Annotated in this window: 14 protein-coding genes; 12 read left to right on the top strand and 2 right to left on the bottom strand. The window is 34.2% G+C overall.

The window, feature by feature from the left end; all coding sequences use genetic code 11:
• Nucleotides 1-58: 58 nt before the first annotated feature.
• A complete protein-coding gene (locus IPZ78_RS01250) occupies nt 59-1072 on the bottom strand; it encodes an acyl-CoA reductase (protein ID WP_225551106.1) in 1014 nt (337 codons plus the stop codon).
• A gap of 166 nt (nt 1073-1238) precedes the next feature.
• On the opposite strand from IPZ78_RS01250, the gene IPZ78_RS01245 reads away from it, so the two are divergent.
• The 12 genes from IPZ78_RS01245 to IPZ78_RS01190 all read left to right on the top strand — a co-directional run bounded on the left by IPZ78_RS01245 (nt 1239) and on the right by IPZ78_RS01190 (nt 14867).
• Nucleotides 1239-1589, top strand: a complete 351-nt coding sequence (locus IPZ78_RS01245; protein ID WP_225551105.1) for a 4Fe-4S dicluster domain-containing protein — start codon at nt 1239-1241, stop codon at nt 1587-1589.
• 106 nt (nt 1590-1695) lie between these two features.
• Nucleotides 1696-3144: a dicarboxylate/amino acid:cation symporter gene (locus IPZ78_RS01240; protein WP_225551104.1), complete on the top strand. Its 1449-nt coding sequence runs from the start codon at nt 1696-1698 to the stop codon at nt 3142-3144.
• 323 nt (nt 3145-3467) lie between these two features.
• Nucleotides 3468-4778, top strand: a complete 1311-nt coding sequence (locus IPZ78_RS01235) for a D-alanyl-D-alanine carboxypeptidase (protein ID WP_225551103.1) — start codon at nt 3468-3470, stop codon at nt 4776-4778.
• Between the two features lie 36 nt (nt 4779-4814).
• A complete protein-coding gene (locus IPZ78_RS01230) occupies nt 4815-6131 on the top strand; it encodes an MFS transporter (RefSeq protein ID WP_225551102.1) in 1317 nt (438 codons plus the stop codon).
• The gene (locus tag IPZ78_RS01225) at nt 6124-6858 is read left to right on the top strand and encodes a (Fe-S)-binding protein (protein ID WP_225551101.1); all 735 of its coding nucleotides are present in this window, start codon (nt 6124-6126) and stop codon (nt 6856-6858) included. Before IPZ78_RS01230 ends, IPZ78_RS01225 begins: the two co-directional genes overlap by 8 nt.
• A gap of 29 nt (nt 6859-6887) precedes the next feature.
• Nucleotides 6888-7766: a sugar phosphate isomerase/epimerase family protein gene (locus IPZ78_RS01220; protein WP_225551100.1), complete on the top strand. Its 879-nt coding sequence runs from the start codon at nt 6888-6890 to the stop codon at nt 7764-7766.
• An 81-nt stretch (nt 7767-7847) separates the two neighbouring features.
• Nucleotides 7848-8582, top strand: coding sequence for a hypothetical protein (locus IPZ78_RS01215; RefSeq protein ID WP_225551099.1), 735 nt, complete (start codon nt 7848-7850; stop codon nt 8580-8582).
• A gap of 137 nt (nt 8583-8719) precedes the next feature.
• Nucleotides 8720-10309: a peptide MFS transporter gene (locus IPZ78_RS01210; protein ID WP_225551098.1), complete on the top strand. Its 1590-nt coding sequence runs from the start codon at nt 8720-8722 to the stop codon at nt 10307-10309.
• Between the two features lie 126 nt (nt 10310-10435).
• Nucleotides 10436-12229: a peptide MFS transporter gene (locus IPZ78_RS01205; protein WP_225551097.1), complete on the top strand. Its 1794-nt coding sequence runs from the start codon at nt 10436-10438 to the stop codon at nt 12227-12229.
• A 123-nt stretch (nt 12230-12352) separates the two neighbouring features.
• On the top strand, nt 12353-13078 hold the full coding sequence (locus IPZ78_RS01200; protein ID WP_225551096.1) for a polyprenol monophosphomannose synthase: 726 nt from the start codon (nt 12353-12355) through the stop codon (nt 13076-13078).
• Nucleotides 13078-14100, top strand: coding sequence for a Holliday junction branch migration DNA helicase RuvB (gene ruvB / locus IPZ78_RS01195; RefSeq protein ID WP_225551095.1), 1023 nt, complete (start codon nt 13078-13080; stop codon nt 14098-14100). The genes IPZ78_RS01200 and ruvB overlap by 1 nt, the downstream gene beginning before the upstream one ends.
• Before the next feature lie 14 nt (nt 14101-14114).
• Nucleotides 14115-14867, top strand: a complete 753-nt coding sequence (locus IPZ78_RS01190) for a hypothetical protein (protein ID WP_225551094.1) — start codon at nt 14115-14117, stop codon at nt 14865-14867.
• Here the strand turns inward: IPZ78_RS01190 and IPZ78_RS01185 are convergent.
• Nucleotides 14844-15401, bottom strand: a complete 558-nt coding sequence (locus IPZ78_RS01185; protein ID WP_225551093.1) for a hypothetical protein — start codon at nt 15399-15401, stop codon at nt 14844-14846. The genes IPZ78_RS01190 and IPZ78_RS01185 overlap by 24 nt on opposite strands.
• Nucleotides 15402-15403 lie beyond the last annotated feature (2 nt).

The following is a 15403-nucleotide window of genomic DNA, read 5'->3' as shown; positions in this document are numbered from 1 at the left end:
ATAACAAAGTTAGAATTTTTTACCAATTGCTTATTACCCAAACGATATTATTTACTATTTATTGATTCTCTACCAAAAAATGTAATGTATTTACATTGTCAGCATAATCATCTAATGCAGGACACTGACTTTCACCTAGTGAAAATAGTGGCGTTTCTATATTTAAATGTGTCATAGAAGTTACACATTGAATACTTTCTTTGCGATCATTGATATACTGTTCTACTTCTTCTAATGAATCATAGTGTTGGTAATATACAACGGCTAATGGTGAAGCGATATTTTCGTCTTCTTTCAGTAGTAAAAAGCCATTATCGAAGTGTTTGTTTCCATTAACTAGGTAAATAGATTTGTTGTAATCGTAATTGTTATTGTATTTATAATGATCTTTAATAGAGTTGAAATGCTCAATTGCTTCAAAGAAATTTGCGATAGGGTAGTCTTTAGGTAAGAAAAGTTTAGATACAGAACGACAACCTAATCCAAAGAAATCAAATATATCATCACCTAATTTTGCTAGTTCTTGTTCATTTTCTTGACCTGTCAATACAGCAATTGAATTTCTATTTTTACGAATAATGTGTGGTTTTTTACCAAAATAGTAGTCAAAATAACGAGCTGTATTATTAGATCCCGTTGCGATTACAATGTCAAAATTTTTCAATTTATCGACAATTTGTATATGATTTTGGAAACGAGGTTCAATTTCTAGTAGCTTATTTAAAACTATAGTGCTAAGACCAGCATCGTCGGATGATAATTTGATATGAGCAGTAAAGCCTAATATTAATGTTGATAATAAATCATGAAAACCAACAAGAGGGATATTTCCGGCTAAAACTAATCCGACAATTTTGGGTGTTACTTGTACTTGATAGTTAAGAGTCCATGATTCTAATTTCTCTTCAGTAAGATTATTTCCTAATGCCTGAAATTGTTTTAGAATATTTTCTTTCGTATACCAAGGGTTTTTGTGCTGAATAGATTCTAGACGCCATAGTGTCTCTTCATCAAGCTGGAGCATCCATTCTCCGAGCTTAGCGAATGCTTTAATTCTCTCGTTCTTTGTCAAAATATGTTATTTAGAATAATTCTGATAATTATTTGCTTTATCTTTGTTTTGTCAAATAAAGTAAATGCCTACTAGATTTGTATACTTTTATTATGAAAGTTAAAAATCGATGTTTACTTTTGACAATACAAAATTAGTTTATTTATATATAATTGTGAGGTTATAAATGGCGATTAAAATTACTGACGAATGCATTAATTGTGGGGCTTGTGAACCCGAATGTCCGAATAATGCAATATATGATGCTGGTGTTCCTTGGAAATTTTCAGATGGAACGTCTTTGGATGGTGTAATTGACTTTGGAGATGGTGTTACTATTGATGCTTCAGCATCGCAAGATGCCGTTTCTGATGAAGTATATTACATCGTTTCGGACAAATGTACTGAATGTGTTGGTTTTCATGATGAACCACAGTGTGCGGCTGTATGTCCTGTAGATTGTTGTGTAGAAGATGAGGATGTGGTTGAATCAGAAGAAGAACTATTAGCTAAAAAATCATGGTTACATGCTGAATAATAGCTAGAAAGATAATGAATTAAAAGGCACGATATTTAATCGTGCCTTTTTTGTTTGTGTTGCGTCGGTATTTTTCTATTTTTGTTAAACATTAAAATTCTTGTAAATGTCAAAAAAGAACGTGGGTTATGTAATGCTTGTTACTATAACCATTGCAATTATTATTACCTTATTATACGAATTCAATATAGTTAATATTTCTTCAGAAATTATGATGGCTGTTCGCTGGATAACAGCAACAGTATTAACGCTCAATGCATTGGTTCGTAAAAATTTGACAACCTGGATATTGACCTGTTTGGTTCTAGGGGTTTTTGTAGGATTAGATTTTCCTAACATAGCTATTTCAATGCAGCCTTTGAGTCAAGGGTTTATTAAGTTGGTGAAGACGATCGTTGGTCCCATTTTATTTGCAACTCTTGTTTTTGGTATTGCAGGGCATTCTGATTTAAAATCAGTAGGTCGTATGGCTTGGAAATCAATGCTTTATTTTTTCTGTGCGACCACCTGTGCTATTTTTATAGGGTTAGCTGTAATTAATATTACAGAGGCTGGGGTAGGTATTGATGTGGCAAATATGCCTCATGAGGAATTGCCTACAACATCAGCTGTGTCAGCATCTGATGAGCGTGCATTGTCTCACATTAGTGAAAATGTGCATTGGTTGTATAAGTTTAATGCATTTATTCGTGATACTTTTCCTGAAAATATTGTAAAATCTATACACGAAAATAAGGTCTTACAAATTGTAATATTTGGTGTATTGTTTGGTATTGGTTTGGCCATGGTGGACGAAAAGAAACGAAAACCATTAGTAGACTTTACAGAAAGCTTGTCAGAAGCGATGTTTAAATTCACCAATTTGGTTATGCTATTTGCTCCAATTGGTGTTGGTGCAGCCATGGCTTATACTGTAGGACATTTAGGTGTAGATATATTGAAGAATCTATTTATGTTGCTAATTAGTTTATATATTGCTTTATTGGTCTTCATATTTTTAATCTTATTTCCAATAGCATTATACTTAAAAGTACCTATTAAGAAATTTATCCAGGCAATTAAAGAACCTGTTTCTATTGCTTTTGCTACCACAAGTTCGGATGCTGCATTGCCTAAAGCCATGGAAAATATGGAAAGATTTGGTGTGCCACGTAAAATCGTATCATTTGTAATCCCTACAGGATACAGTTTCAATCTTGATGGTACATCTTTATACTTGTCACTAGCTTCGATTTTTGTAGCTCAAGCAGCAGGGATAGATTTAAGTATTGGGCAGCAATTGTTAATAGCATTTACATTAATGATAACCTCAAAAGGGGTGGCTGCTGTACCTCGTGCTTCCTTGATTGTATTGATAGCTACTGCCGATCAATTTGGCTTGCCAACATTTGTGATAGCGGCTATTTTGGGTATTGACGAATTAATGGATATGGCTCGTACATCGGTCAACGTAATTGGAAATTGTTTGGCTACAGTTGTAGTGTCTAAGTGGGAAGGCGAATTTGATGAGACTGCATCACAAGATCCAGAGTTTTTGACTAAGCCAATGAATTAATAAGTTATTCAGAAAAAGGGCACCCTAAATTTTTAAAGTTTAGGGTGCTTTTTTTTATCTATTATAAATCATTTTTATCAATTTATGTAAATTTACATAGTCACGCCTGCTATGTTCTTTTTCCGAAAGACCAATGCAAAGCTTCGAAGCCCACAGGACTAATGCACTAAGAGTTTAGGATATGTCACATTGAGAATGACTATTTCGGACTTGACGTTATTAATGAATGAGGAGCTCTATGTAAAATTCATCGTATAGAGTAACAAACTTGTTTCAGAGCACATCTTTTTGTCATTAATTTTAAAAATGTTTATTTTTCGTTCATGAAAAATTTATTCCTTTCCATTGTACTTTTTGTAGTGCAATTTTCTATATACACATTGCGAGCGCAGAGTTACCAAGTATTAGAAGGAGAATTTTCTAAATCTACTATATTACCTAAACATCATTTTGGTTTCTATCTGTATGATTTGGATAGTAATAAAGCTGTATTTGGAATAAAAGAAGATCAACATTTCACACCAGCATCCAATACCAAAACATATACTTTGTATGCCTCTTTGAAACATTTGGGTGATTCTATTGCTGGGATTCATTATGTGGAGAGAGGTGATTCGCTATTGTTTTGGGGGACAGGGGATCCTACATTTTTGCATCCAAAATTGGACAGCCGTAAAGTTTACGATTTTCTCAAAAATTCAAATAAAAAATTATTTTACGTCGTTCAAGAGACTAGTGAGCCGGCTTACAGAAATGGCTGGTCAATAGAAGATTATCAAGAGTATTATCAACCTGAAATTGCACCATTTCCAATTTATGGTAATGTGGTTAAAATATCTTCAAATGGTAAGGGATTAGTTGCCCTTCCTAGTTATTTTGATAAGAATTTGGGAATAAGGGAACGTATACAGCGAAGTTTTTGGGTATCCAGGAAATTGAATAGTAATCAATTTGAAATGTCAAATTTGAATGTACCTAGAAATTATAGTACGAATAAACCCTTTATTTGGTCTGATAGTTTGGTGGTGCAGTTATTACAAGATACCTTGAGAAGAGAGGTAGAGTTGTTGACAAAGTATGATCGTCCTGATGATTTAAAAACAATCTATTCTACGAGTCGCAATATAGTATTACGCGAGATGATGTTGCCAAGTGACAATTTCTTAGCCGAGCATCTTAATATGCTAGTATCAGACAAAATTTATAATGGGTTTTATACAGATTCTTTGCGTAATTATATGCAAAATACATATTACAATAATTTTCGTGATACCATTTTTCTGCGAGATGGGAGTGGCTTATCGACGTATAATAAAATTACTCCCCGTAATATGGTTGATTTGCTAATGGCTATAAAGGATGAAATTCCTGATGAAAATCAACGGTTTTTATTTTTTCCTGCAGGTGGAGTTGATGGTACATTGAAATCAGCATATTCACTGGATCAAGGTGAACCATTCGTATGGGCGAAAACGGGAACCATTAATTCTGTACACTGTCAGTCAGGGTATATTGTCAGTCGGTCAGGTAAAAAATATGCTTTTTCATTTTTGAATAATAATTATGCAGTTCCAACATCGTATATTCGAAGGGAAATGGTTAGAATAATCACATTTATTCGCCAAAATTATTAGTAAAACGATCGCAGGTATAATTGTTATTAATTCATTATGGAGGAGTATATAAAGAATGACAAAAAATTAATTCGTTCATGGGCGATGTTTGATTGGGCTAATTCAGCATACAATCTAGTGATCACATCTACTATATTTCCGATTTATTATATAACTATTACTAGTGATGGTAAAGGCGATTATGTAAGTTTTTTTGGCTTTGACCTTATAAATACTGTATTATCAAATTACGCATTAGCATTTGCTTATTTGACTATGGTCCTTGCTTTGCCTTTCTTGTCTTCATTTGCTGACGCCAATGGTAAGAAATTACAGGTAATGAAGTTTTTTACTTATACTGGGGCAATAGCCTGTATGGGTTTATTTTTCTTTAAGCTTGATACCCTAGAGTGGGGGATTATCTGTTTTACCTTGGCCGCAATGGGATATATCGGAGGTGTGGCTATCAACAATTCTTATTTGCCAATTGTTGCATCAGTGGATAGACAAGATGAAGTAAGCGCCAAAGGATTTGCTTACGGATATGTCGGTTGTGTTACCATTCAGGTTATTTGTTTTGTTTTTGTGCTTAAACCTGATTGGTTTGGTATTACAGATGCTTCTTTTCCTGCACGTCTATCTTTTTTGTTGGTGGGACTTTGGTGGCTGGGTTTTTCATTAATCCCATTTAATGCTTTGCCTAATAATAGCCCTTCTGTAGTGGTTAAAGGAAAATCATTGATACAACGTGTCAATTCAGAATTTAAAGATGTTTGGTCTCAAGTAAGAATAAATGAAGGGATTAAAAAGTTTTTGCCAGCATATTTCTTTAATTCTGTCGGTGTTCAAACTATTATGGTTGTAGCCACGATGTTTGGGCAAAAAGAGCTTGATTTGGAACAACAATCATTAATTATTACTATTATATTAATTCAATTGGTAGCTATTATCGGAGCTTTCATCATGTCTTTTCTAGCTAAATATTGGGGAAATATAGTCGTGTTGCTTTTGGTTACCTTGTTGTGGGTAACAATATGCATATCTGCATTTTATTTAAGCAATGCTACACAGTTTTATGGCCTTGCAGTGATGGTTGGTTTGCTAATGGGAGGGATACAATCGTTGTCTAGGTCTACTTATTCCAAAATGCTTCCAACCAATACAGAAGATACAACAGCTTTCTTTAGTTTTTACGACATAACAGAAAAGTTAGGTATTGTAGTTGGCCTAGTTTGTTTCGGGGTTATAGAACAATTAACACATAATATTCGTTACTCGGCATTATCATTATCGATTTTCTTTATTATTGGATTTTTGTTATTATTGAGGGTGTTAAAATTTAATTCAGATTTAAAAGCGCGTATCGATGAGTAAAAAAGTGGAGTTGTTCATTCCTTGTTTTATAGATCAACTATATCCTGAAACAGCTTTTAATACTATAAAATTGCTTGAAAGAGCTGGTTGCGAGGTGATGTATAATGCAGAACAAACCTGTTGTGGCCAACCTGCATATAATGCTGGTTTTTGGGATCAAGCAAAAGAAGTGGGATCTAAATTTTTAAATGATTTTTCAGATACTGATTATATTGTAGCACCATCTGCGTCCTGTGTTGGGATGGTGAAATCTGGTTACGATGATTTGTTTACCAATACAACTGAGCACAATAGATGTCGATCAATTCAACGTAATATATTCGAGATCTCTGATTTTTTGGTGAATATTCTTAAAAAAGAATATTTCGGAGCAGAATTGGTAGGGACAGCAGTCTATCATGACTCTTGCTCTGCATTGCGTGAATGTAAAATCAAAGAAGAGCCTCGTAAGTTATTATCGCATGTTGGCGGATTAGAGATCGTCGAAATGCGAGATCAAGAGACTTGTTGTGGTTTTGGTGGATCTTTCGCTGTCAAATTCGAAGGGATATCCAGCGCAATGGCTGAACAAAAAGTCAAAAATGCGCAAGCCGTGAATGCGGATTATATCATTTCTACAGATTCTTCATGCTTACTACAATTGCAAGCATATATTGACAAACATAATATCCCAATTAAAACAATACATCTTGTAGATGTACTGACATCAGGTTGGGCAAATATCTAAAACACTATACAATAACTAAAATAATAAACATGAATTCTAGAAGAGATTTTATCAAAAACTTGGGGTTGGTTACAGCAGGAGTTGCTTTTGCTCCCTCATTAGATTTATTTGCAGCTAAGAAGTCTTGGTTTGACATTTCATTAGCGCAATGGTCTTTACATAAAACACTTTTTAAAGGAGACTTAAAAAACATTGATTTTCCTCAATTTACAGCTGAAAAATTCGGTATTTATGGAGTTGAATACGTAAATCAATTCTTCAAAGACAAGGCAAACGATATGACTTATTTGAAAGATTTGAAAAATCGTGCGAAGTCAAGTGGTGTTAAAAATGTCTTAATCATGGTAGATGGAGAGGGTAATTTAGGTGACGAGGATAATGCTAAAAGATTGAAATCTGTGGAGAACCATTATAAATGGATCGATGCAGCTAATTTCTTAGGTTGTACATCAATTCGTGTAAATGCAGCTGGTAATGGTGCTAAGGAGGATGTAGCTAAGCGTGTGGTAGATAGCTTGTCGACTTTAGCAGATTATGGTAAAAAAGCTAAAATCAATGTAATAGTAGAGAATCACGGGGGCATTTCATCACATGGTGATTGGTTATCTGGTGTATTGAAATCGGTAGGTAAAAAGAACTGTGGTGCTCTTCCTGATTTTGGTAATTTCTATGAATATGATCGTTACCAAGGTGTGATAGATTTGATGCCTTACGCAAAAGGTGTGAGTGCTAAATCAAATGTGTTCGATGCAAGCGGTAATGAACGTAATATTGATTACGCTAAAATGATGAAAATCGTAAAAGATGCAAAATACAAAGGTTTTGTAGGTATTGAATACGAAGGTTCTGAACTTAGTGAAGTAGACGGTATTATCGCAACTAAGAAATTATTAGAAAGATTTAAATAGGCATATATGCTTAAAAATTGCTTTCTCATTCTTTTTTTATTTTTTGGAGTACAGAATTCTTTTGCACAGAATTTGCAAAAGATGCAAAATTGGCAAGATAGTTTGTTCAATTTGGGACAAAAGATTTACGCTCCTAATACTTCAGAACTAGAGAGGATAGAAAGCAATTTTTTATTTATTAAAATTTTAGTTTCAGCTCTTAAAGAGCCAAACTCTTACTTTTTCAATTTTGACAAATTGAAAATCATTTCAAGTGTTCGGTCCCCAGACGATACTTTTCGAATTTTTTCATGGAATATCCCTATGCACGATGGTTCCTATCTATATTATGGGAGTATACAACGTAAATCAGGCTCGCTCAATTTAATTCCATTATTAGATAAAACATTTGAAATCAAAAATGCAGAGCTAGATATAGTGGGGAATGATTTTTGGTATGGTGCGCAATATTATGATATTATACCTTTTCAAAAGGACAAATACATATTGTTAGGTTGGAAAGGACATAACGCACAAAACACTAAAAAGGTAATTGAGGTACTCCGATTCATGCCGAATGGTGATATAAAATTGGGGGATAATATTTTTTTGGAAGACACTTCATTGGCGAGAAAAATTTTCACTTATGCTAAAGAGGCTACCATGTTACTTGCTTTTCAAAATGCAGATCACAGGATAATATTTGATCATTTGGTGCCTTTGGAAGATTCAACTAATCAGAGAAATGTACCAGACCTAACACATGATGCATATCTATTGGAAGGCAAAGGCTTGAAGCTACTAAAAGATGTCCTAGTTTTGAATTTAGACAATTAGAAGTATTTATTTAATGAATAAATTCAGTTGTTGATATATTTTCCTGTAATTTTTTTGAAGGATTAGCCTATTCTGCAAAAAAAATGTTTTCTTTGTTCTGATTACTAAATAAAAATTTTTCATTTTAATCAAAAATTATGATTCAACAACAAGATGAATTATTAGAACCACATTTGGACAAATTAGGGGCGAGCAACAAGCAGGTATTTGGTCATCCAGCGGCTCTATTTGTATTATTCTTTACAGAAATGTGGGAACGATTCAGTTATTATGGTATGCGCGCCTTGTTAACTGTGTTTTTAATTTCTGAAATTACAAAAGGAGGATGGGGCTGGTCGAATGCTGAGGCGATGAGCTTGTATGGATGGTATACAAGTTTGGTATACGCAACACCGCTTATTGGTGGTATGATCGCAGATAAGCTGACTGGATTCAAAAAGGCGATCCTTATAGGTGCTTTATTAATGACTTTGGGGCACGCATCAATGGCTTTAGAAGGATTTGACGCAAACTTTTTCTATATCGGATTAGGATTGATGATTTTGGGTAACGGTATGTTTAAGCCTAACATTTCATCCATGGTTGGTCAATTGTATCCGGATAAAAGTTCTAAAAAGGATGCTGGTTATACTATATTTTATATGGGTATTAATGCAGGTGCATTCTTAGGTTCTTTGCTATGTGGTTACTTAGGTGAGAAAATTGGATGGCATTATGGATTTGGATTAGCAGGTGTATTCATGTTCTTCGGTATGTTGCAGTTTTATTTTGGGCAAAAAATATTCGGTGTAATTGGGGATAAACCAAAAACAAAAGAAGAATTGGCTGCTAAAAAACAAACACTTGACGAAGAAGAAGTTGTTCCTAAAAATGTTGTTCGTGATAGATTATTCGTTGTAGCAGTTTTGATGATTGCGAGTATTTTCTTTTTCTTAGCTTTTGAGCAGGCAGGTGGTTCTTTAAGTATTTTTGCTAAAGATTTTACACAACGCGTGCTTGAGGGAAGTACTGCAACTACGTTTAAGTGGGTGGATGCTATATTAACTATATTTCCAATTGTGGTAGTGACTTACGTCCTTTTATCATTAGCTAAAAAACTATTTAAAGAATATCCACTAACAATTATCTTTACATTGATTTCTTTCGCATCTATTGCTGTGTTAGGATTATGGAAGGTACAAAGAGAGTTTACATCTCTTGAAACTGAAGTTACAGTATCTTGGTTTCAAATTTTAAATGCTTTCTTCATTGTTATGTTTGCTTCGGCATTTAGTAAATTATGGGAAAAAGTGTGGAATCCTTCAGGGCCTATTAAATTCGCATTAGGACTATTTCTTGTAGGTTTTAGTTTTGTTGTGGTAGCCTATGGTGCTATGGATATTCCTGCAGGTGCCGCCGCTGGTGCAGTGCGTGTGAGTATGATTTGGTTGGTATTAGCCTATTTCTTCCAAACAATGGGAGAGTTGTGTTTATCTCCGGTAGGTTTATCTTATGTGAGTAAGCTTTCTCCTAAAAAGCTTTTAGGTTTGATTTTTGGTTTTTGGTTTTTGGCCTCTGCAATTTCAAACAAAATCGCTGGTGTAATGGGCGGAATGATTGATAGTATATCTGAAAAGTATTCATTATCAACATTTTTTATGATTATAGCTATCATGCCTATGGTTGTAGCGTTGATTTTAGTATTAATGAATCCGATGCTTAAAAAGAAGATGCACGGTATCAACTAGTGAACTTATCTGTCTATTAGAATAATAAAGCCTATCAATATGATAGGCTTTATTATTTTGTGAATACTATAAATTTTCAAAGTTGAAATTGTATTTTTGGTTCTTAAATTCAAAAATTTTAGAATAATGAGTCATACTTCAGACAGTTCTTTCTCAGCAGAATTGGAAAAACAAGGAGTGGATGGAAGTCTAGTTCTTGGACATCCGTCAGGTCTTTTTGTTTTGTTTTTCACAGAGATGTGGGAGCGTTTTTCATTCTATGGAATGCGCGTTTTATTAATCAATTTCTTAACCTCAGCGATTTTAGTTGGAAGTCCATTCTCTGGTTGGGGATGGGATCCTGTTCAAGCGGGTGCTTTGTATGGTACATATGCAATGTTGCTGTATATCACTCCAATTTTCGGAGGTATATTGGCTGATAAATACCTTGGCTATCGTTGGGCTGTGGTAATTGGTGCAGCTATTATGACATTGGGGCACTTGTTCATGGCGTTTGATACACCATTGTTCTTGTATTTAGGATTGGGTGCATTAGTTATTGGAACAGGTTTTTTTAAGCCAAATATGACATCTATTCTTTCAGAGATGTACAAAAGCTTTCCACAGAAAAAAGATGGTGCATATACCATTTTCTATATGGGGGTAAATGCAGGTGCATTTTTCGGCATGATGTTATGTGGATATTTAGCTGAAAAAGTTGGATGGCACTGGGGATTTGGTTTGGCAGGTATCTTTATGTTCTTGGGAACACTACAGTTTTGGTTTGCTAAGCCTATTTTTGGTAAAATTGGAGATCCTCCCACAGCTGAACAAAAAGCTATAGCCAAATCTAATCAAGAAACTTCTGTAAACCCAGATGACAAGCCGAATCCATTTACGATGTTAGATTCCGTTTTGATTGTTATCATGACGGTATTGGGGCTTGCTTATGCATTTAATGATCCATTATCGAAAATTGCAGGAATTGATATTTTGTCAGCATTACAAGTTGGTTCTTTTGCTGGACAAGATGTTGCTATATTGTCAGCTTTAGTATTGTTCTTGTTTGTTGTGATTTCAAGATTGGCAAGATATACCAAAGTGGTGCGTGATCGCATGATCGCAGTAATCATTTTTGCATTCTTTGTTATCTTTTTCTGGATGTCATTTGAGCAAGGAGCATCATCATTAGTAATTTTTGCTCGTGATAATGTAGACCGTTCTTTGGCAGGGAATTCATTGACAATATTTAATATTGTTAACGCTTTATTGACAATTATTCCATTAGCGTTGATTACTTATGTTGTAGCAAAATTAACTAAAGCCACATATGGTAAAGCACCTCTTTCTAATATTGTACAATTTGTGTGTTTTGCAGGTGTTTGGGCAATTGCTGGATGGATGTTGTATAAAGAATTTACTTCTGAATCATCAGAGATTACAGTTTCTTGGTTTTCTATTTTGAATTCGTTCTTTATTATAGCATTTGCTAATTATGTGTCTAAAATTTGGGATTCTAAATTTAATCCACCAGCAGCTGTTAAATATGGTTTAGGTCTAATAATCATGGCTATTGGTTTTGGTCTGTTAGCATTTGGTGCTTATGGAATTCAAGAAGGGATCAAGGTTTCAATGATTTGGTTAGTATTGGCTTACTTATTCCATACATTAGGAGAATTATGTCTATCACCTGTAGGCTTATCATATGTTTCTAAATTAGTGCCAGCACGTATGATCGCATTCATGTTTGGTATGTGGTATTTAGCAATTGCGATTGGAAATAAATTAGCAGCTATTTTGGGAGGTGAGATTGAGAATATTACTAATCAATATTCCTTAAGTACATTCTTTTTGATTTTTACAATAGTACCAATTGTTGCAGGGTTATTGGTGATGGCACTCAATCCATTACTAAAAAGGCTAATGCACGGTGTGAAATAGAAAGAAATGCTCCTAATAAACATAGGAGCATTTCTTTTTAATTCGTATATACAACCATATAAATATGACTTTATTGCGTTGGATATTTTATTAATTTTGTATCTTATATTTTTATAATTTATAGTGGCTGATAGTATTGTAATAATTCCTACTTTCAATGAGATTGAAAATATAGAAAATATCATTCGAAAGGTGTTTTCCTTAAATATTGCATTTCATGTTTTGGTAGTGGATGATGGGTCTCCTGATGGGACGGCAGATGCTGTGAAGCGTCTGATGATAGAATTTGATGGAAAACTGTTTATTGAAGAGCGTAAAGGAAAGTTGGGGTTAGGAACAGCTTATATCCATGGTTTCAAATGGTCTTTAGCAAGGGATTATACTTATATTTTTGAAATGGATGCTGACTTCAGTCATAATCCAGAAGATTTAATACGTCTGCGTAAAGCAGCATTGGATGGAGCTGATATGGTGATTGGCTCACGATATATCAAAGGTGTAAATGTTGTAAATTGGCCAATGAATCGTGTACTCATGTCTTACTTTGCTTCTGTATATGTTCGTCTAATCACCAGAATTACTATTCAGGATGCAACAGCTGGATTTGTATGTTTCAATCGCAAAGTATTAGAGAAAATAAATTTAAATGAGATCAAATTTGTTGGTTATGCTTTTCAGATAGAAATGAAATTTAAAGCTATTCAGTATGGTTTCAATGTGGTAGAAGTACCGATTATTTTTACAGACCGAACTTTGGGTGAATCTAAAATGAGTACAAAAATTTTTAGAGAAGCATTTTTTGGCGTTATTCAACTGAAGTTAGAATCTTTATTCAAAAGTTATAAATAATGAACGAAAATCTTGATCCAAATCCTGAAAAATTAAATCCTACCGATAAGGAAATTGAAAGAGTTTTGCGTCCGCAAACTTTTGATGATTTTACCGGACAAGCCAAAATTCTCGAAAACTTATCAATTTTCGTTCAGGCTGCTAGGTTGAGGGGTGAGGCTTTAGATCATGTGTTATTGCACGGTCCTCCAGGATTAGGTAAAACTACGCTTTCACATATTATCGCGAATGAGATGGGGGTAGGGATAAAGATTACTTCTGGACCGGTATTAGATAAGCCTGGGGATTTAGCTGGTTTACTTACCAATTTGGAAGAAGGAGATATATTATTTATTGATGAGATTCATCGATTATCACCTGTTGTCGAAGAATATCTATATTCCGCAATGGAAGATTTCAAAATTGATATTATGTTAGAAACAGGACCGAATGCTCGCTCTGTTCAAATAACATTAAATCCTTTTACATTAGTTGGTGCGACGACTCGCTCAGGGCTATTAACATCGCCTTTACGTGCACGTTTTGGGATCAATGCACGTCTTCAATATTATGATGCTAAGTTATTGACTTCGATTGTACAGCGTTCGTCTAGTATTCTTGGTGCAGCAATTAGTGAGGTGGGGGCGTATGAAATAGCGAGAAGAAGTCGCGGTACACCACGTATTGCAAATGCATTATTACGTCGTACACGCGATTTCGCACAAATCAAAGGTAATGGAAACATAGATAAAGAAATAGCACAATACGCACTGAATGCTCTAAATGTGGATGAACATGGATTAGACGAAATGGATAATCGTATTTTGTCAACAATTATAGATAAGTTTAAAGGAGGTCCAGTGGGATTGAAAACTATAGCTACGGCAGTAGGTGAGGATGAGGGGACAATCGAAGAGGTATATGAGCCATTTTTGATACAAGAGGGATATATTATGCGTACATCTAGAGGGCGAGAATGTACAGAAAATGCATATAAACACCTCGGTAGAATTAACACTAATAAAGGAAATACACTTTTTTAATAGCCAAATAAATTATGAGAATTTTAACCATTTTTATTTTAATCTTATTAGTTAATAATTCAGTAAATGCTCAATATTGCCCTCCATTAGTAGGGAAGGTCGGAGAAATTAAACGATTTCATATTACAGGAGGATATGGAGTAACGTCAACTTATGGAGATATATCTGAAAATGAAGAGTACGGCTCGGCAGGAACTATCTTGGTTGACTATCAATTTACAAAAGGAGTTCTTATAGGATTGGAAAGCCAATTTGGAACATTAATATCTGGGTCATCGCAAAATGCAAATGTTATGCAGTCTCATAATAATTACTTTGCGGGTGGATTTCGGTTGAGTTTTTTTCCTTTCTCTTTTTTTTCGAATAAAAAAGTATTGACCAATTATAGTAGCGTGATATTAGAATCATTGTACTTGGGGGTAGGCTCTTTGTATATAATTAATAGTTATGATTATGTATATCGTGATTATAATCAACCAAAGACCTTTGGTACCATAGCTGGTTACAATGATATTGGAGAACCAATATTTAGAGATAGAACTAGGTCATTGATTCTTCCATCAATGAATGTTGGATGTTTGATTCCTCTAAAAAGTAACATGTCTCAATCGGGATCCTTATTAAGTTTGGTATTAAATGCTCAATCTAACTTTTCTCAGGATGATGAGTTGGATGGTTATACGCCCTATGGCTCTGATGGGAGTTTGGTTGAAGGTAAGAATGATGTGTACAATTTCTATTCTTTAGGACTTAGGTATTCTTTCTAATTTTTTTAAAATACGCTTTGCTCTACTTTTTAATGCTGGCGTTTCATTGATAGAGATATCAAGTTGTATGCGATGACGTAATTCACTTATTAACCAATCATTTTCGTCTATAAATAAGTATATAATATCATACATATTGCAGCGAACTGCAATCGGACAATTCGTGTTTTCTAGGCAGTCAAATGTCTTATTTAATATTTTTTCAGTGTGGACTTCTGTTCGGATGTTGATAGCACTTTTTTTGAATAGGACTATTAGTACTTTGGAAATACTTCTAAGTACACTCCAGTTATCGCTATTCACATAGATATCTATTATTTTTTCAGCATTATCAGAGATTAATTGGTTGCCATTATTCCCTAAAAGAACATGTTCTAGTGCCCAAGCGGAGCGAAAAGCTGTTCTCTGATGTGTGTGTAATGACAATTCAAACAATTCTTCAATAGTAGTGAATTGAAGAATTCCTTCTTTTAATACAGAAGCACTATATGTATATAGTGCTTCTGTGATTTTATCTATTCTTTTTTGTTGCATCC

The sequence above is a fragment of the Sphingobacterium bovistauri genome (assembly GCF_020295405.1).
GTDB lineage: Bacteria > Bacteroidota > Bacteroidia > Sphingobacteriales > Sphingobacteriaceae > Sphingobacterium > Sphingobacterium bovistauri.
The sequence above is the reverse complement of the archived record's forward strand: the minus strand, read 5'-3'. Positions and strand labels throughout refer to the sequence as shown.